The sequence below is a fragment of the Kitasatospora sp. NPDC058032 genome (genome assembly GCF_042885845.1).
Classification (GTDB): Bacteria; Actinomycetota; Actinomycetes; order Streptomycetales; family Streptomycetaceae; genus Kitasatospora.
Genome location: NZ_JBHVRK010000003.1, coordinates 177,209 through 192,997 on the forward strand (window position 1 = coordinate 177,209; position 15,789 = coordinate 192,997).

The window sequence follows — 15,789 nt, forward strand, 5'->3', positions numbered from 1 at the left end:
GAATCGCCCCCCGGTTCCCTCCCGCCCCCGCACGGGCCGAAATAGGCGGACCGGTCTCCTCAGCGCGCCCTCCCGGCCGCGCTCCGGAGTGGAGAGTCGGCCGGGCCGACTTCCTGCTCCCGCAGCGGCCGGCCGGTCGACCGGTCCGCCCCTTCCGTCGAGCGGACGTCGTTCCAGGCGGCGGAGAGGGCCCTGGCCACCTCCAGGGCGGTGACCGGGGCGCCGGGGGCCGCGGCGGCGTGGCGGGCGGCGAGGCCGTGCAGGTAGGCGGCCACCGAGGCGGCGTCCAGCGGGGAGAGGCCCGCGGCGAGCAGCGAGCCGGCCAGGCCGGCCAGGACGTCCCCGCTGCCGGCGGTCGCCAGCCACGAGGTGCCGGTCGGGTTCACCCGCACGGCGCCGCCCGGATCGGCGACCACCGTGGTCGAGCCCTTCAGCAGCACCGTCGCCCGGTACGCCGCCGCGAGCCGCCGCGCCGTGGCCAGCCGGGTGGCCGCCAGCCCGTCGGCGGCCGGCGGCCGGGCGGCCGGGTCGCCCGCGCCGGTGCCCCCCGCCCCGGCGAGCAGCCGGGCCGCCTCCCCCGTGTGCGGGGTCAGCAGCGTCGGCGCCGTCCGCCCGGCCAGCGCGTCCGGCCCGAGCCGGGCCAACTCGGTCAGCCCATCCGCGTCGACCAGCACCGGCACGTCGGCGGCCAGCGCCTCCGCGAGCGCCCGCTCCGCCCCCTCGCCGCCGCCCGGCCCGACCACCCAGGCCTGCACCCGCCCGGCACCGGCCGGCCCGCCCTCGGTGACCAGCGCCTCCGGGAACCGCCGCACCACCTCCTCGGCCGCCGTCCCCACGTACCGCACCGCCCCCGCGCCGCCGCGCAGCGCCCCGGCGACCGCGAGCAGCGCCGCCCCCGGGTACCGGGCCGACCCGGCCGCCACCCCGACCACCCCGCGCCGGTACTTGTCGCTCTCCGCCCCCGGCACCGGCAGCAGCCCGGCCACGTCCGCGTGCTGCAACGCCGTCACCCCGCCCGGCGGCAGATCGAGACCGATCCCCACCAACTGCACCGCCCCGGCGTACGAGGCACCCGGGTCGATCAGCAGCCCGGGCTTGTACGTGCCGAAGCAGACCGTCACATCCGCCCGCAGCGCCACGCCCGCGACCTCGCCGGTGTCCGCGTCCACCCCGCTGGGCACGTCGACGGCCACCACCACGCCCGCCCGCCCGGCGCGCGCGTACGGCTGCGCCTCCGGCCGCAGTCCGCCCCTGCCGCCGATCCCGACGATGCCGTCCAGCACCAGGTCCGCGCGCGAGAAGTCGGCCAGGCCGACTTCCTGATCCGGCACCACCCGCCCGCCGGCCGCCCGCAGCGCCGCGAGCCCCGCGGCGTGCGCCCGCGCGGGGGTGAGCAGCACCGCCGACACCCGCGCCCCGCGCCGTGCCAGCGCCGCACCGGCGTACAGCGCGTCGCCCCCGTTGTCCCCACTGCCCGCCAGCACCACCACCCGGCCGCCGTACACCCGCCCCCGCCGGCGGACCAGCAGCCGCGCGCACGTCGCGGCGAGCCCGGCGGCGGCCCGCTGCATCAGCGTCCCCTCCGGGAGCCGGGCCATCAGCTCCCCCTCGGCGGCACGGACGACTTCGACGCGATGGGCGTGGCGCATGCAAGGGCTCCTTCAGCGGTCGGCGCTACCGGCGACGCTAGCCCGCGTCACCGCCCCGCGGCAGCCCGGCCTGCGGCACACTTTCGAGTGACAACCACTTCGATCCCCCGCCGGTGTCGGTCCGGATGCCTACCGTGTGGCTCGGTACGGACCCACAGGAGGGAGGAAGGGCCATGGTCGCCATGCCGGCAGTCGAGCACCCGCTGGACCAGGACGACGTCCTCCAGGCATTCCTGGAGCTGGACACGCCGCCGGGGTTCAAAGCCGAACTGATCGAAGGGGAGATCGTCGTGACACCGCCGCCGGACGGAGACCACGAGGACGCCATCGCCCGGTTCGCCCGAGCCGTCGCGCGCGAGGCCGCCGAGGAGTTGTACGTCAGCGGCGGGAAAGGACTGATCACCCCGAACGGCCGGTTCGTCCCCGATGCCACGGTCGCCCCCGTCGGCCACTTCCGCGCCCAGGAATCGTGGTCGTCCGCGGTGGGCGTCGAACTCGTCCTCGCAGTGACGTCGACCGACCCGGTCAAGGACCGTGAGCCCAGGCGCCTGGGCTACGCCGCCGCGGGGATCCCGTGCTACCTCCTCATCGACCGCGGCGAGGGCAGGGCGACCCTCTTCTCCGATCCCGAGGGCGGCGACTACACCACCATCCACGAGACGGAGTCCGGCCGGCGGATCAAGCTGCCCGCGCCGTTCTCGTTCACGCTCGACACGGCGCCCCTGCGGTAGGACGCAGCCACCGCAGGGGCGCCGGCCGGACTACTCGACGGTGACCGACTTCGCGAGGTTGCGGGGCTGGTCGACCTCGTGGCCCTTGGCCGTGGCGAGCTCGCAGGCGAAGACCTGCAGCGGCACGGTGGAGACCAGCGGCTGGAGCAGGGTCGGGGTGACCGGGATCCGGATCAGGTGGTCGGCGTACGGGACGACCGCCTCGTCGCCCTCCTCCGCGATCACGATGGTGCGCGCGCCGCGGGCCCGGATCTCCTGGATGTTGGAGACGATCTTGTCGTGCAGGATCGAGCGCCCGCGCGGCGACGGCACGACCACCACGACCGGCAGCCCCTCCTCGATCAGCGCGATCGGCCCGTGCTTCAGCTCGCCGGCCGCGAAGCCCTCGGCGTGCATGTAGGCGAGCTCCTTGAGCTTGAGCGCGCCCTCCAGGGCCACCGGGAAGCCGACGTGCCGGCCCAGGAACAGCACCGAGCGCGCGCCCGCCAGGGAGCGGGCCAGCTCGCGCACCGGCTCCATGGTCTCCAGCACCTGCTCGACCTGCTTCGGCGCGTCGCCGAGCTCCTTGATGACGGCGAGGATCTCGTCGCCCCACTTGGTGCCGCGCACCTGGCCCAGGTACAGCGCCACCAGGTAGCAGGCGACCAGCTGGGTCAGGAACGCCTTGGTGGAGGCGACGGCCACCTCGGGACCGGCGTGGGTGTACAGCACCGCGTCCGACTCGCGCGGGATGGTCGAGCCGTTGGTGTTGCAGATCGCCAGCACCTTGGCGCCCTGCTCGCGCGCGTGCCGCAGGGCCATCAGGGTGTCCATGGTCTCGCCGGACTGCGAGATGGCGATGACGAGCGTGCCCGGCCCCATGATCGGGTCGCGGTAGCGGAACTCGGAGGCGACCTCGACCTCGCACGGGATCCGGGTCCAGTGCTCGATCGCGTACTTGGCGATCATGCCCGCGTGGAAGGCGGTGCCGCAGGCGACGATGACGACCTTGTCGACCGCGCGCAGGTCGGCGTCGGACATCCGCAGCTCGTCGAGGGTGAGCCGGCCGTCGGTGCCGATCCGGCCGAGCAGGGTGTCGGCGACGGCCTTCGGCTGCTCGGCGATCTCCTTCAGCATGAAGTAGTCGTAGCCGCCCTTCTCGGCGGCCGAGGCGTCCCAGTCGACGTGGTACTCGCGCACGTCGGCGGGGGTGCCGTCGAAGTTCGTCACCGTCACGCCGCCCCGGCGCAGCTCGACGACCTGATCCTGGCCCAGCTCGATCGCCTCGCGGGTGTGCGCGATGAACGCGGCCACGTCGGAGGCGAGGAAGTTCTCGCCCTCGCCGCGCCCGACCACCAGCGGCGAGTTGCGGCGGGCGCCGACCACCACGTCCGGGGCGTCGGCGTGCACCGCCACCAGGGTGAAGGCGCCCTCCAGCCGACGGCAGACCGCCCGCATGGCCTCCGCCAGGTCCCCCTGGTACTCCTCGCCGAGCAGGTGCGCGACGACCTCGGTGTCGGTCTCGGAGCGCAGCGTGTGGCCGCGCTCGGCCAGCTCCGCCCGGAGCTGGGCGAAGTTCTCGATGATGCCGTTGTGGACGACCGCCACCCGGGCGGCGTCGTCCAGATGGGGGTGGGCGTTGGCGTCCGTCGGGCCGCCGTGGGTGGCCCAGCGGGTGTGGCCGATGCCGGTGGTGCCGCCGGGAAGAGGGGTCTCGGCGAGCGACTTCTCCAGGTTCGCGAGCTTTCCGGCCCGCTTGTCGGTGGCGAGGCTCCACTGCCCGTCGGAGCCCTGCACCTGCACGGCGACACCGGCCGAGTCGTAACCCCGGTACTCCAGTCGCTGCAGGCCTGCGATTACTACGTCAAGGGCGGGCTGGGAGCCCACGTATCCAACAATTCCGCACATGCGTGCCAGCATAAGGGCGCTCCGAACGCCCCATTCGCACGGTTCGCCCACGGGCCGTGACCGACACCACAACCACCCCGAACGGCGCTACGGCTCACAATGGAGCATGTGCTGACCGAACTCTGTACGCGGGGCGACGCCACGCCCGGCCCGTCACCGTCCCCCTACGTTGACCTCAGCCGGGCCGAATGGAGCGCGCTGCGCGAGCGTACGCCGCTTCCGCTGACCGCCGAGGAGGTGGAACGGCTGCGCGGTCTCGGCACCGCCCTCGACCTGGACGAGGTCCGGGACGTCTACCTGCCGCTGTCCCGGCTGCTGAACCTCTACATCCACGCCACGCACGAGCTGCGCGGCACCCTGGGCACCTTCCTGGACACCCCGGACACCGAGCGCACCCGCACCCCGTTCATCATCGGCGTGGCCGGCTCGGTCGCGGTCGGCAAGTCCACCACGGCCCGGCTGCTGCAGGCCCTGCTGGCCCGCTGGCCGGAGCACCCCCGGGTCGAACTGGTCACCACCGACGGCTTCCTGCTGCCCAACGCCGAGCTGCGCCGACGCGGCCTGATGGCCCGCAAGGGCTTCCCGGAGTCCTACGACCGCCGGGCGCTGACGCGCTTCGTCGCGGACGTGAAGGCCGGCAAGGAGCGGGTCACCGCGCCGGTCTACTCGCACCTGGTGTACGACATCGTGCCGGAGCAGCGGCTCACCGTGGAGCGCCCGGACATCCTCATCGTCGAGGGCCTGAACGTGCTCCAGCCGGCCCTGCCCGGCACCGACGGCCGCACCCGGCTGGCGGTGGCGGACTACTTCGACTTCTCCATCTACGTCGACGCCCGCACCGACGACATCGAGAGCTGGTACCTGGACCGGTTCCGCAAGCTGCGGCAGACCGCCTTCCAGGACCCGAACTCCTACTTCCGCCGCTTCACCGAGGTGCCGGAGGAGGAGGCGATGGAGTACGGCCGCCAGGTCTGGCGCACCATCAACCGGCCCAACCTGCTGGAGAACGTGCTGCCGACCCGCGGCCGGGCGACCCTGATCCTGCAGAAGGGCGCGGACCACAAGGTCCGCCGGGCCCTGCTGCGCAAGCTCTGACGCGGGTTCCGACGTACGGACAGGCCCCCGCCGCGCCACGCGCGACGGGGGCCTCGGCGTCTCCGGGGGCGGTCAGCCCAGGTAGCTGCGGACCGCGCCCGCCAGCGTCTCCGCGACGGCGTGCGCCTGCACCTCGTCGGCCGCCTCCACCATCACCCGGACCAGCGGCTCGGTGCCCGACGGGCGCAGCAGCACCCGGCCGGTGGCGCCCAGCTCGGCCTCGGCCGCGGCGACCGCCGCGGTCAGCTCCTCGCAGGTGCCGACCCGGGCCTTGTCCACGCCCTTGACGTTGATCAGCACCTGCGGCAGCCGGGTCATCACGGCGGCCAGGTCGGCCAGCGGCTGCTTGGTGGCCGCCAGCCGGGCACCCAGCATCAGACCGGTCAGCGTGCCGTCACCGGTGGTCGCGTGGTCCAGCAGGATGACGTGGCCGGACTGCTCACCGCCCAGCGCGTAGCCCCGCTCCTTCATCGCCTCCAGCACGTACCGGTCGCCGACGGCGGTCTCGACGAGGTCGACGCCCTCGCGCTGCATGGCCAGCTTGAAGCCCAGGTTGGACATCACGGTGGCGACCGTGGTGTTGCGGCGCAGCGTGCCGGCCTCCTTCATGGCGACGGCCAGGATCGCGATGATCTGGTCGCCGTCGACCTCGTTGCCGTCCGCGTCGGCGGCCAGGCAGCGGTCGGCGTCGCCGTCGAGGGCGATGCCGAGGTCGGCGGAGTGCTCGCGCATGGCGGCGCGCAGCCGGTCCAGGTGGGTGGAGCCGACGCCGTCGTTGATGTTGAGGCCGGTGGGCTCGGCGCCCAGGGTGTGCACGACCTCGGCGCCGGCCCGGGCGAAGGCCTCGGGGGCGACGTACGCAGCCGCGCCGTGCGCGCCGTCGATGACGACCCGGATGCCGTCCAGGCGGTTGGGCAGCACGCCGATGAGGTGGGCGACGTACTTGTCGAAGCCCTCGGTGTACTCGCGGACCCGGCCGACCGCCGCGCCGGTCGGGCGGTTCCACTCCTCGCCGCCCGCCGCGTGCTTGCTGTAGTGGGCCTCGATGGCGTCCTCGATGCGGTCGTCCAGCTTGTGGCCGCCGCGGGCGAGGAACTTGATGCCGTTGTCCGGCATGGCGTTGTGGCTGGCGGAGAGCATCACGCCGAAGTCGGCGCCGAGCGCGCCGGTGAGGTACGCCACCGCCGGGGTGGGCAGCACGCCGACCCGCAGGACGTCGACGCCCGCGCTGGCCAGGCCGGCGATGACCGCGGCCTCCAGGAACTCGCCCGAGGCACGCGGATCGCGGCCGACCACCGCGACCGGCCGGTGGCCCTCGAAGGCCCCCGCCTCGCCGAGCACGTGCGCCGCCGCGACGGACAGGCCGAGCGCCAGCTCCGCCGTCAGTGCCCCGTTGGCCACACCGCGTACGCCGTCCGTACCGAAGAGTCGTCCCACTGTCCCGTCCTCCATCGCCGCAATGCCTTCTGCAGTGAATCCGATCGAATCCCCGGGCTCCGCACAATGGCCGGGGAACACGACGCCCCGGAGTACACGGGGTACTCCGGGGCGTGTAGAGCGCATCCAGGGGCGTGCACCACCAGGGCGGTACGCACCCCCGGAGGGCGCAATTAGCGCTTGCTGTACTGCGGCGCCTTGCGGGCCTTCTTCAGACCGGCCTTCTTGCGCTCGACGGCGCGGGCGTCACGGGTCAGGAAGCCGGCCTTCTTGAGGGCGCCGCGGTTGTTGTCCACGTCGGCCTCGTTCAGGGCACGGGCCACGCCGAGGCGCAGCGCGTAGGCCTGGCCGGACACGCCGCCGCCGGAGATGCGGGCGACGACGTCGTAACGGCCGTCGAGCTCCAGGAGCTTGAAGGGCTCGTTGACGGTCTGCTGGTGCACCTTGTTGGGGAAGTAGTTCTCCAGGGTGCGACCGTTGATCTTCCACTGCCCGGTGCCCGGGACGATGCGCACGCGGGCGATCGCCTCCTTGCGACGGCCCAGGCCGGCGCCGGGGACGGCCTCGCCGAAGCGGCCGGCCAGGGACTCGGAGGTGTAGCTCTCCTCGGAGGTGTACTCGCCCTCGACGACGGTCTCGTCGAAGTCGACCTCAAGGGTTTCGGTGGTCTCGGCCACGGTGTTCCTCAGCTCTTTTCAGTGATGGGGGGCTTGGTGGCCGGAATTACTGCGCGACCTGGGTGATCTCGAACGGCACCGGCTGCTGGGCAGCGTGCGGGTGCTGGTCGCCCGAGTAGACCTTCAGCTTGGAGAGCATCTGGCGGCCCAGGCTGTTCTTGGGGATCATGCCCTTGATGGCCTTCTCGACGGCCTTCTCCGGGTTGTTGGCCAGGAGGTCGTCGTAGCGGACCGAGCGGAGACCGCCCGGGAAACCGCTGTGGCGGTACGCCAGCTTCTGGGTCTTCTTGTTACCCGACAGGTGCACCTTGTCCGCGTTGATGATGATGACGAAGTCACCAGTGTCAACGTGCGGCGCGTAGATCGCCTTGTGCTTGCCCCGGAGGAGGTTGGCGGCCTGGGAGGCCAGGCGGCCGAGCACGACGTCGGTCGCGTCGATGACGTGCCACTGACGCTGGACGTCGCCGGGCTTGGGGCTGTACGTACGCACGGTCGTAGCCTTCGCTTTTCAGTGAGTGAGTCCTGACAGGAGCACCTGGAGGAGGGATCAGCCTGGCCGCCTTGGACGCAATTCAAGGGGGAGCCGCTGGTCGTCGACCTGATGTCTCCGGCGTACCGACCTCTCACGTGAGATAGAGCGAGCCAATACGCACATCAAGCGCCCAGGTTACCGGCAGGCGAGGGGAGGGTCAAAATTGCCCGGAGATCCGGTCCCCGGCCCCCTCCCCCGCCCCGGTCCTCAGCGGTCCCGCTCGACCCGGGTGACGTCCCAGACCGGCTCGGCCGACTCGTAGACCCGCCCGTCGGCGCCGAACACCAGGAAGCGGTCGAAGGTCTTCGCGAACCAGCGGTCGTGCGTCACGCACATCACCGTGCCGTCGAAGGCCTCCAGACCGGCCTGCAGCGCCTCGGCGCTCTCCAGGTCCAGGTTGTCGGTCGGCTCGTCGAGCAGCAGCGCGGTGACGCCGGACAGCTCCAGTTTGAGGATCATCAGCCGGGCCTGCTGCCCGCCGGAGAGCGACTCGAACTTCTGCTCCTCCTGGCGGTCCAGCTCGTAGCGGCGCAGCGCGCCCATCGCGGCGCCGCGGCTGAGCGCGTGCTCCTCCTCGACGATCGAGCGGACGGTGCGGCCGAGCAGCTCCGGATGGGCGTGGGTCTGCCGGAAGTGGCCGGGCACCACCCGGGCGCCGAGCTTCCAGCCGCCGGTGTGGGCGACCGTCCCGTCGCCCGCGAGCAGCCGCAGCAGGTGCGACTTGCCGGCGCCGTTGGCACCGAGCACACCGATCCGCTCGCCGTAGAAGACCTCCAGGTCGAAGGGCTGCATGAGGCCGGTGAGCTCCAGCCGCTCCATGGTGAAGGCGCGGACGCCGGTGCGCCCGCCCTTGAGCCGCATGGTGATGCTCTGCTCGCGCGGCGGCGCCTCCGGCGGGCCGGCGTCCTCGAACTTCTTGAGCCTGGTCTGCGCGGCCGCGTACCGGGAGGCCATCTCGTGGCTGACCGCGGCGGCCTGGCGCAGGGTGACGACCAGCTTCTTGAGCTTGGCGTGCTCCTCGTCCCAGCGGCGGCGCAGCTCCTCGAACCGCTCGAAGCGCGCCTTGCGGGCCTCGTGGAAGGTGTCGAAGCCGCCACCGTGCACCCAGACGCTGGAACCGGCCGCGCCGGACTCCACGCTGATGATCTTCTCGGCGGTCCGGGAGAGCAGTTCGCGGTCGTGCGAGATGAACAGCACGGTCTTCGGGGTGGCCTTGATGGCCTCCTCCAGCCAGCGCTTGCCCGGGACGTCCAGGTAGTTGTCCGGCTCGTCGAGGAGCAGCACCTCCTCCGGGCCGCGCAGCAGCGCCTCCAGGACGAGCCGCTTCTGCTCGCCGCCGGAGAGCGTGTTCAGACCGCGCCACTGGGCCTTGTCGAAGGGCACGCCGAGGGCGGCCATGGTGCAGACGTCCCAGTCGGTCTCGTAGTCGTAGCCGCCGACGTCGGCCCAGTCGGAGAGCGCCTGGGCGTAGGCCATCTGGGTCTTCTCGTCGTCCTGGGCGATCATCGCCAGCTCGGCGGCGTCGACCGCGCGGGCGGCCCTGGCGATCCGCTCGGGGGCGACCGAGACCAGCAGGTCGCGCACCGAGGCGTCGGCGGGCAGCGGGCCGGGGCCGGCCTGCTCGTCGCCGGGCTTGCGCTGCTCCTCACGGCCGGTGGTGCCGACGAACTGGCGCATCACGCCGAGCCCGCCGCTGATCGTCACCGAGCCGCCGTGCGGCTGGAGGTCGCCGGCGATCATGCGCAGCAGCGTGGTCTTGCCGGCCCCGTTGGCGCCGACCAGCGCGACGGCCGCGCCCTCCCCCACCCGGAAGGACGCGTCGTCGAACAGCACCCGCCCGTCCGGCAGGTAGTACTCCAGGTGCGAAATCTCGACGTGTCCCATGGGGCCGATTGTCCCAAGCCACCGCCCCGGACCAAAACCGATTAACCGGCCGCCTGCTCCGCGCTCCCGGCGGGGACGGCGGCGCCCGGCAGGGTGCGCATCCGGCGGGCGGCCCGGCTGCGCTCGGCGAGCCGGTCGTCCGCCGGGTAGCCGACCTCCTCCAGGGTCAGGCCGTACGGCCGGATCACGTTGACGGCCGAGTTGCGCACGCCGCCGGCCAGCACCTCGCCGGGGAACTCCACCGGCCGGTGCCCGTCGCCGACCAGCAGCATCGCGCCGACCAGCGCCCGCACCATGTTGTGGCAGAAGGCGTCGGCCCGGACGGTGGCGACCGCCAGCGAGCCCTCCTGGGCGGCGTAGGCGTCGACCGGGACGCGGTCCCAGCGCAGCTCCAGCAGGGTGCGGATGGTGGTCGCGCCCTCGCGCTTCTTGCAGTACGCGGCGAAGTCGTGCTCGCCGAGCAGCAGCCGGGCGGCGGCGTTCATCCTCTCCAGGTCGAGCGGCCGGTCGTGCCAGAGCACATGGCCGCGCAGCAGCGGGTCCACGCCACCGGGGTGGTCGGCGACCCGGTAGGCGTACCGGCGCCAGATCGCCGAGAAGCGGGCGTCGAAGCCCGCCGGGGCCTCGGCCGCGCGGTAGATCCGGACGTCGCCGGGCAGCCGCCCGGCCAGCCGGCGCAGCAGCTTCTCACCGTGCTGGGCCCACAGCCCCTCCGGCAGGTCGACGTGGGCGACCTGGCCGCGGGCGTGCACACCGGCGTCGGTGCGGCCGGCGACGGTGAGCGGGAAGAGCTCGGAGCTGCGGGTCACGACCTGCAGGGCGGTCTCGATCTCCTCCTGGACCGTCCGGCGGCCGCCCCTCTGGCGGGCCCAGCCCGAGAAGTCGGCGCCGTGGTAGGCGAGGTCGAGCCGGATCCGGACGTACCCGTCCGCCGGGCCGTCCTTGGCCGGAGGCCGCTCGGCGCAATCGTTGAGCACTGCTCTTCACTCCCTGGACATGAGGAACGGGCCCGCTCCCCCACGGATGGGGAAGCGGGCCCGCGACAACACCTGAAGGTGTCAGGCCTGCTCGGCGGCCTCGGCCTCGTCGGCCTTGGTCTCGGTGGCCTCGACCTTGGCGTCGGCCTCCTTGACGGCACGCTTGGTGGCGGCCTCGGCCTCGCCGACGGCGGTCTGCGCGACGGTCAGCGCCTCGACCAGCTCGATCACGGCCATCGGGGCGTTGTCGCCACGACGGGGACCGATCTTGGTGATGCGGGTGTAGCCACCCGGGCGGTTCTCGTAGCGCGGCGCGATCTCGGTGAAGAGGGTGTGCAGCACCGAGATGTCGGTGATGGTCTTGCGCACCAGGCGACGGTTGTGGATGTCGCCCTTCTTCGCCTTGGTGATCAGCTTCTCCGCCAGCGGGCGCAGGCGGCGGGCCTTGGCCTCGGTGGTGGTGATGCGGCCGTACTGGAACAGCTCACGGGCCAGACCGGCGAGCAGCAGGGGCTCGTGGTGCGGGCCGCCGCCGAGGCGGGCACCCTTGGTGGGACGCGGCATGGAATTACTCCTCGAATCTCCGACTGCGGCCGTACCAGGTACCGCAGCGGGCGTACGGGCACTGTGCCCGCACGGCTTTCACGACGACGGGGGCGGTTCCGGGGAACCGCCCCCGCGGTCAAGTCTCTCAGTACTGCTCGGTCTCCGCGTAACCCGCGTCGTCCAGGTCGTCGGCGCCGAAGGCGTCGGCGGCGGCGGTCGGGTCGAACCCGGGCGGGCTGTCCTTGAGGGCCAGGCCCATGCCGGCCAGCTTCGCCTTGACCTCGTCGATCGACTTCGCGCCGAAGTTGCGGATGTCGAGCAGGTCGGCCTCGGAGCGGGCGACGAGCTCACCCACGGTGTGGATGCCCTCGCGCTTGAGGCAGTTGTAGGAGCGGACGGTGAGCTCCAGCTCCTCGATCGGCAGCGCCAGGTCGGCGGCCAGGGCGGCGTCCGTCGGGGACGGGCCCATGTCGATGCCCTCGGCGTCGATGTTCAGCTCGCGGGCGAGGCCGAACAGCTCCACCAGGGTCTTGCCGGCCGAGGCCATGGCGTCACGCGGGCGCATGGCGGGCTTGGTCTCGACGTCGACGATCAGCTTGTCGAAGTCGGTCCGCTGCTCGACACGGGTGGCCTCGACCTTGTAGGTGACCTTCAGCACGGGGCTGTAGATCGAGTCGACCGGGATGCGGCCGATCTCCTGGCCGGAGGCCTTGTTCTGCACGGCGGAGACGTAGCCGCGACCGCGCTCGACGGTCAGCTCCATCTCCAGCTTGCCCTTGCCGTTCAGGGTGGCGAGGACCAGCTCGGGGTTGTGCACCTCGACACCGGCCGGCGGCGCGATGTCGGCGGCGGTGACCACACCCGGGCCCTGCTTGCGCAGGTACATCACGACCGGCTCGTCGTGCTCCGAGGAGACGACCAGCTGCTTGATGTTGAGGATGAGGTCGGTGACGTCCTCCTTGACGCCCGGCACGGTGGTGAACTCGTGCAGGACGCCGTCGATGCGGATGCTGGTGACAGCGGCACCCGGGATCGACGACAGGAGCGTGCGACGCAGAGAGTTGCCGAGGGTGTAGCCGAAGCCCGGCTCGAGCGGCTCGATCACGAACCGCGAGCGGAACTCGTCGACGACCTCTTCGGTCAGCGAGGGACGCTGAGCGATCAGCATGTTTTCAGATCCTCCAGTGATCTTCGGCACCCACTATTTGATGCCGAACAGAACCAGCGTACGGGGTCCCGCAGGAAACGGGACCCCGTACGAGGTTTAAAGCAGTACCCAGCGTGCCCGAAGCCTCCCCGAGACGAGGGGGAGGTCACGGGTCAGACGCGGCGGCGCTTCGGCGGACGGCAGCCGTTGTGCGGGGTGGGGGTGACGTCCTGGATCGAGCCGACCTCCAGGCCGGTGGCCTGGAGCGAACGGATCGCGGTCTCGCGGCCGGAGCCCGGACCCTTCACGAAGACGTCGACCTTGCGCATGCCGTGCTCCTGCGCGCGACGGGCAGCGGCCTCGGCGGCCATCTGCGCGGCGAACGGGGTGGACTTGCGCGAGCCCTTGAAGCCGACGTGGCCGGCGGAGGCCCAGGAGATCACGTTGCCCGACGGGTCGGTGATCGAAACGATGGTGTTGTTGAACGTGCTCTTGATGTGCGCGTGGCCGTGAGCGACGTTCTTCTTTTCCTTGCGGCGGATCTTCTTCGCGCCGGCAGCCTGACGACCCTTGGGGGGCATAAGTCTGTTCTCCTACTGAGGTGGTCGGTCCGCTGACCCGCGGGCCGGAGGGATGTCCGGTTACGGGACGGACTACTTCTTGCCCGGCTTCTTCTTACCGGCGATCGCGCGACGCGGGCCCTTGCGGGTACGCGCGTTGGTGTGGGTGCGCTGGCCGCGGACCGGCAGGCCGCGGCGGTGACGCAGACCCTCGTAGCAGCCGATCTCGACCTTGCGGCGGATGTCGGCGGCCACCTCGCGGCGGAGGTCACCCTCGACCGTGAAGTTGGCGTCGATGTACTGGCTCAGCTTGACCAGGTCGTCCTCGGCGATGTCGCGAACGCGGACATCCGGGCTGACACCGGTCTCGGCGAGGGTCTGCTGGGCGCGGGTACGGCCGATGCCGTACACGTAGGTGAGGGCGATCTCGATCCGCTTCTCACGGGGGAGATCAACGCCGGCGAGGCGTGCCATTCAAGGCTCCTGTGGTTCTTCAGAGGTCTGGCGTGCCACCTACTCCGACACCTCACGGTGAGGGAGCCCCGGCCTCTGACCGGGGGCGGCAGTCCGTCCCTGGGACGGATCGGGTGGCCCACTGATGACGTTTTCGCGTCGCGCGAAGTACTACGAGAAATGCTGGGGAGAGATCAGCCCTGGCGCTGCTTGTGGCGCAGGTTGTCGCAGATCACCATGACCCGGCCGTGACGGCGGATCACCTTGCACTTGTCGCAGATCTTCTTGACGCTCGGCTTGACCTTCATGTTCAGGTTCTCCGGGTCTAGATCTGACGTTCTTACTTGTAGCGGTAGACGATCCGGCCGCGCGTGAGGTCGTAGGGGCTGAGCTCCACCACGACCCGGTCGTCCGGCAGGATGCGGATGTAGTGCATGCGCATCTTGCCACTGATGTGCGCGAGGACCTTGTGACCGTTCTGCAGCTCGACCTTGAACATCGCGTTCGGAAGAGACTCGATCACGGTGCCCTCGATCTCAATGGCGCCTTGCTTCTTAGCCATGAACTGCGAGATCCACCTTCCGGGACCGGCTACCGTATGCGGAACGCTCGTGCGAACCTGGGTCCACCCCGACCCCGAGGAGGGGGAAGAGGGCGTGCTGGAGCACGCTACGAGTGAGCCGACGGTCCATCCTACGCCAGCGCGCAGGATGGACCAAAACGGGGGTACCCGATCAGCGGGCCGCCGGAGCGGCCAGCGGCTCGACGTGGGCGGTGCAGGCCGAGCAGCGGCGGGCGGCCTCGGGGATCTCGGTCAGGCACTCGGGGCAGGGGCGCTTCGGGGTCTTCGGCTTCTTCGGCATGTAGCGCGCGGTGGCCTTGGTCACCGGCAGGACGACGCAGAAGTACAGCACGGCCGCGGTCATCAGGAACGCGATCAGCACATTGAGGAACTGCCCGTACGGGAAGGTCACCCCGGCGATCGTCGCCTTGTAGGAGCCGAAGTCGCCCGCGGCACCGACCACCACGCCCACCAGCGGGGTGAGGAAGGCGGAGACGAAGCCGGTGACCACCGCGGTGAACGCGGCGCCGATCACCACACCGACCGCCATGTCGACCACGTTGCCGCGCATCATGAAGTCGCGGAATCCCTTGAGCACTGCTCTCTCCTGCTACTCGAAGCCACTACCGGCGCATAAAAATAGGACAAAAGCCCTGGAAGTCCAAACCTCCAGGGCCCTGATCCCTTGTCAGCAGCGGAAGTTGGCTGCTCCGAGCGGTTGTGGCGGGATTACGCCAGCGGGTCCGGCGCGGCCGTCACACCCAGCTTGGCGAGCATCTCGCGGCCGCCGTCGAAGGCGGTCAGCACCACCGGGCCCTGCTCGGTGACGGCCACCGAGTGCTCCCAGTGCGAGGCCCAGGTGCCGTCGTTGGTGACGACGGTCCAGTCGTCCTCCAGCACGGTGGTGTGCGGAGTGCCGAGCGAGACCATCGGCTCGATCGCCAGCACGGTGCCGGGGACCAGCTTCGGGCCCTTGCCCCGGCCGCGCTCGACGTAGTTCAGCACGTGCGGCTCCATGTGCATCGCGGTGCCGATGCCGTGGCCGCCGTAGCCCTCGGTGATGCCCCACTTGCCCTTGGGCGGCAGCGGCTGGCGCCGGATGAAGCCCTCGATCGCCTTGGAGACGTCGACCAGGCGGTTGCTCTTCTTCATCTGGGCGATGCCGGCCCACATCGAGCCCTCGGTGACCCGGCTCAGCATCTCCACCTCGGGGGCGACCTCGCCGACCGCGACGGTGATCGCCGCGTCGCCGTGCCAGCCGTCCAGGATCGCGCCGCAGTCGATCGAGATGAGGTCGCCCTCCTGCAGCACCCGCTCACCGGGGATGCCGTGCACGACCTCGTTGTTCACCGAGGCGCAGATCACGCCCGGGAACCAGAGGCCGCCGTGGTGGGCCCGGAAGTTCGAGGTGGCGCCGTGGTCCGTGATGACCTTGTCGGCGATGTCGTTGAGCTCCTGGGTGGTGATTCCCGGGACGACCGCCTCGCGGGCCGCCTTGAGCGCCTCGGCGACGACCAGCCCGGCCGCTCGCATCTTCGCGATCTGCTCGGGGGTCTTGATCTCCACCATCTGGTCACGCCTTCCTTGGGTTCCCGCCCGGTCCTTGCCGCGCGGCCGTGCACTCGTTCCACCGTACGACGCCGTACGGCCGC

At 71.4% G+C, this 15,789-nt stretch carries 17 protein-coding genes; 2 read left to right on the forward strand and 15 right to left on the reverse strand.

Going from position 1 to position 15,789, the window contains the following annotated elements:
• Nucleotides 1-59: 59 nt before the first annotated feature.
• Nucleotides 60-1,649 carry an NAD(P)H-hydrate dehydratase gene (locus tag ACFVUH_RS06215; protein WP_387911526.1) on the reverse strand — a complete coding sequence of 530 codons (1,590 nt, stop codon included), beginning with the start codon at nt 1,647-1,649 and terminating at the stop codon, nt 60-62.
• A gap of 173 nt (nt 1,650-1,822) precedes the next feature.
• Between ACFVUH_RS06215 and ACFVUH_RS06220 the strand changes: the two genes are divergently transcribed.
• Complete coding sequence (locus tag ACFVUH_RS06220) at nt 1,823-2,380, forward strand: Uma2 family endonuclease (protein ID WP_387911528.1); 558 nt, start codon at nt 1,823-1,825, stop codon at nt 2,378-2,380.
• Nucleotides 2,381-2,410: 30 nt separating this feature from the next.
• Here ACFVUH_RS06220 and glmS read toward each other — a convergent pair whose 3' ends face one another.
• A complete protein-coding gene (gene glmS, locus ACFVUH_RS06225; protein ID WP_355358412.1) occupies nt 2,411-4,267 on the reverse strand; it encodes a glutamine--fructose-6-phosphate transaminase (isomerizing) in 1,857 nt (618 codons plus the stop codon).
• A gap of 99 nt (nt 4,268-4,366) precedes the next feature.
• Between glmS and coaA the strand changes: the two genes are divergently transcribed.
• Nucleotides 4,367-5,362 carry a type I pantothenate kinase gene (coaA, locus tag ACFVUH_RS06230; protein ID WP_355358409.1) on the forward strand — a complete coding sequence of 332 codons (996 nt, stop codon included), beginning with the start codon at nt 4,367-4,369 and terminating at the stop codon, nt 5,360-5,362.
• Nucleotides 5,363-5,434: 72 nt separating this feature from the next.
• Here the strand turns inward: coaA and glmM are convergent, their stop codons facing one another.
• From glmM to map, 13 genes are all read right to left on the reverse strand, one after another.
• Nucleotides 5,435-6,799, reverse strand: coding sequence for a phosphoglucosamine mutase (gene glmM, locus ACFVUH_RS06235; protein ID WP_355358406.1), 1,365 nt, complete (start codon nt 6,797-6,799; stop codon nt 5,435-5,437).
• Between the two features lie 173 nt (nt 6,800-6,972).
• Nucleotides 6,973-7,476 (reverse strand): 30S ribosomal protein S9, encoded by a 504-nt coding sequence (gene rpsI / locus ACFVUH_RS06240; RefSeq protein WP_350542287.1) that lies wholly within the window; start codon nt 7,474-7,476, stop codon nt 6,973-6,975.
• A gap of 46 nt (nt 7,477-7,522) precedes the next feature.
• Nucleotides 7,523-7,966 (reverse strand): 50S ribosomal protein L13, encoded by a 444-nt coding sequence (gene rplM, locus ACFVUH_RS06245; protein WP_030055846.1) that lies wholly within the window; start codon nt 7,964-7,966, stop codon nt 7,523-7,525.
• Between the two features lie 249 nt (nt 7,967-8,215).
• A complete protein-coding gene (locus ACFVUH_RS06250; protein WP_387911530.1) occupies nt 8,216-9,892 on the reverse strand; it encodes an ABC-F family ATP-binding cassette domain-containing protein in 1,677 nt (558 codons plus the stop codon).
• 41 nt (nt 9,893-9,933) lie between these two features.
• Nucleotides 9,934-10,869, reverse strand: a complete 936-nt coding sequence (gene truA / locus ACFVUH_RS06255; protein WP_387911532.1) for a tRNA pseudouridine(38-40) synthase TruA — start codon at nt 10,867-10,869, stop codon at nt 9,934-9,936.
• A gap of 81 nt (nt 10,870-10,950) precedes the next feature.
• The gene (gene rplQ, locus ACFVUH_RS06260) at nt 10,951-11,433 is read right to left on the reverse strand and encodes a 50S ribosomal protein L17 (RefSeq protein ID WP_344338005.1); all 483 of its coding nucleotides are present in this window, start codon (nt 11,431-11,433) and stop codon (nt 10,951-10,953) included.
• A gap of 127 nt (nt 11,434-11,560) precedes the next feature.
• Complete coding sequence (locus ACFVUH_RS06265; RefSeq protein WP_030055844.1) at nt 11,561-12,583, reverse strand: DNA-directed RNA polymerase subunit alpha; 1,023 nt, start codon at nt 12,581-12,583, stop codon at nt 11,561-11,563.
• A gap of 152 nt (nt 12,584-12,735) precedes the next feature.
• Complete coding sequence (gene rpsK / locus ACFVUH_RS06270; RefSeq protein ID WP_014136257.1) at nt 12,736-13,143, reverse strand: 30S ribosomal protein S11; 408 nt, start codon at nt 13,141-13,143, stop codon at nt 12,736-12,738.
• Between the two features lie 72 nt (nt 13,144-13,215).
• A complete protein-coding gene (gene rpsM, locus ACFVUH_RS06275; protein ID WP_030393312.1) occupies nt 13,216-13,596 on the reverse strand; it encodes a 30S ribosomal protein S13 in 381 nt (126 codons plus the stop codon).
• A gap of 173 nt (nt 13,597-13,769) precedes the next feature.
• The gene (gene rpmJ / locus ACFVUH_RS06280; protein WP_003956441.1) at nt 13,770-13,883 is read right to left on the reverse strand and encodes a 50S ribosomal protein L36; all 114 of its coding nucleotides are present in this window, start codon (nt 13,881-13,883) and stop codon (nt 13,770-13,772) included.
• Between the two features lie 32 nt (nt 13,884-13,915).
• A complete protein-coding gene (gene infA / locus ACFVUH_RS06285) occupies nt 13,916-14,137 on the reverse strand; it encodes a translation initiation factor IF-1 (RefSeq protein WP_003956442.1) in 222 nt (73 codons plus the stop codon).
• 172 nt (nt 14,138-14,309) lie between these two features.
• On the reverse strand, nt 14,310-14,735 hold the full coding sequence (gene mscL / locus ACFVUH_RS06290; RefSeq protein ID WP_355358394.1) for a large conductance mechanosensitive channel protein MscL: 426 nt from the start codon (nt 14,733-14,735) through the stop codon (nt 14,310-14,312).
• Between the two features lie 131 nt (nt 14,736-14,866).
• Nucleotides 14,867-15,706 carry a type I methionyl aminopeptidase gene (gene map, locus ACFVUH_RS06295; RefSeq protein ID WP_355358391.1) on the reverse strand — a complete coding sequence of 280 codons (840 nt, stop codon included), beginning with the start codon at nt 15,704-15,706 and terminating at the stop codon, nt 14,867-14,869.
• Between the last annotated feature and the right edge of the window lie 83 nt (nt 15,707-15,789).

Coding starts and splice junctions, on each gene's coding strand:
- ACFVUH_RS06215 (WP_387911526.1), bottom strand. CDS start 1,649: ATGCGCCACGCCCATCGCGTCGAAGTCGTCCGTGCCGCCGAGGGGGAG.
- ACFVUH_RS06220 (WP_387911528.1), top strand. CDS start 1,823: ATGGTCGCCATGCCGGCAGTCGAGCACCCGCTGGACCAGGACGACGTC.
- glmS (WP_355358412.1), bottom strand. CDS start 4,267: ATGTGCGGAATTGTTGGATACGTGGGCTCCCAGCCCGCCCTTGACGTA.
- coaA (WP_355358409.1), top strand. CDS start 4,367: ATGGAGCATGTGCTGACCGAACTCTGTACGCGGGGCGACGCCACGCCC.
- ACFVUH_RS06250 (WP_387911530.1), bottom strand. CDS start 9,892: ATGGGACACGTCGAGATTTCGCACCTGGAGTACTACCTGCCGGACGGG.
- rplQ (WP_344338005.1), bottom strand. CDS start 11,433: ATGCCGCGTCCCACCAAGGGTGCCCGCCTCGGCGGCGGCCCGCACCAC.
- ACFVUH_RS06265 (WP_030055844.1), bottom strand. CDS start 12,583: ATGCTGATCGCTCAGCGTCCCTCGCTGACCGAAGAGGTCGTCGACGAG.
- rpsK (WP_014136257.1), bottom strand. CDS start 13,143: ATGCCCCCCAAGGGTCGTCAGGCTGCCGGCGCGAAGAAGATCCGCCGC.
- rpsM (WP_030393312.1), bottom strand. CDS start 13,596: ATGGCACGCCTCGCCGGCGTTGATCTCCCCCGTGAGAAGCGGATCGAG.
- rpmJ (WP_003956441.1), bottom strand. CDS start 13,883: ATGAAGGTCAAGCCGAGCGTCAAGAAGATCTGCGACAAGTGCAAGGTG.
- infA (WP_003956442.1), bottom strand. CDS start 14,137: ATGGCTAAGAAGCAAGGCGCCATTGAGATCGAGGGCACCGTGATCGAG.
- map (WP_355358391.1), bottom strand. CDS start 15,706: ATGGTGGAGATCAAGACCCCCGAGCAGATCGCGAAGATGCGAGCGGCC.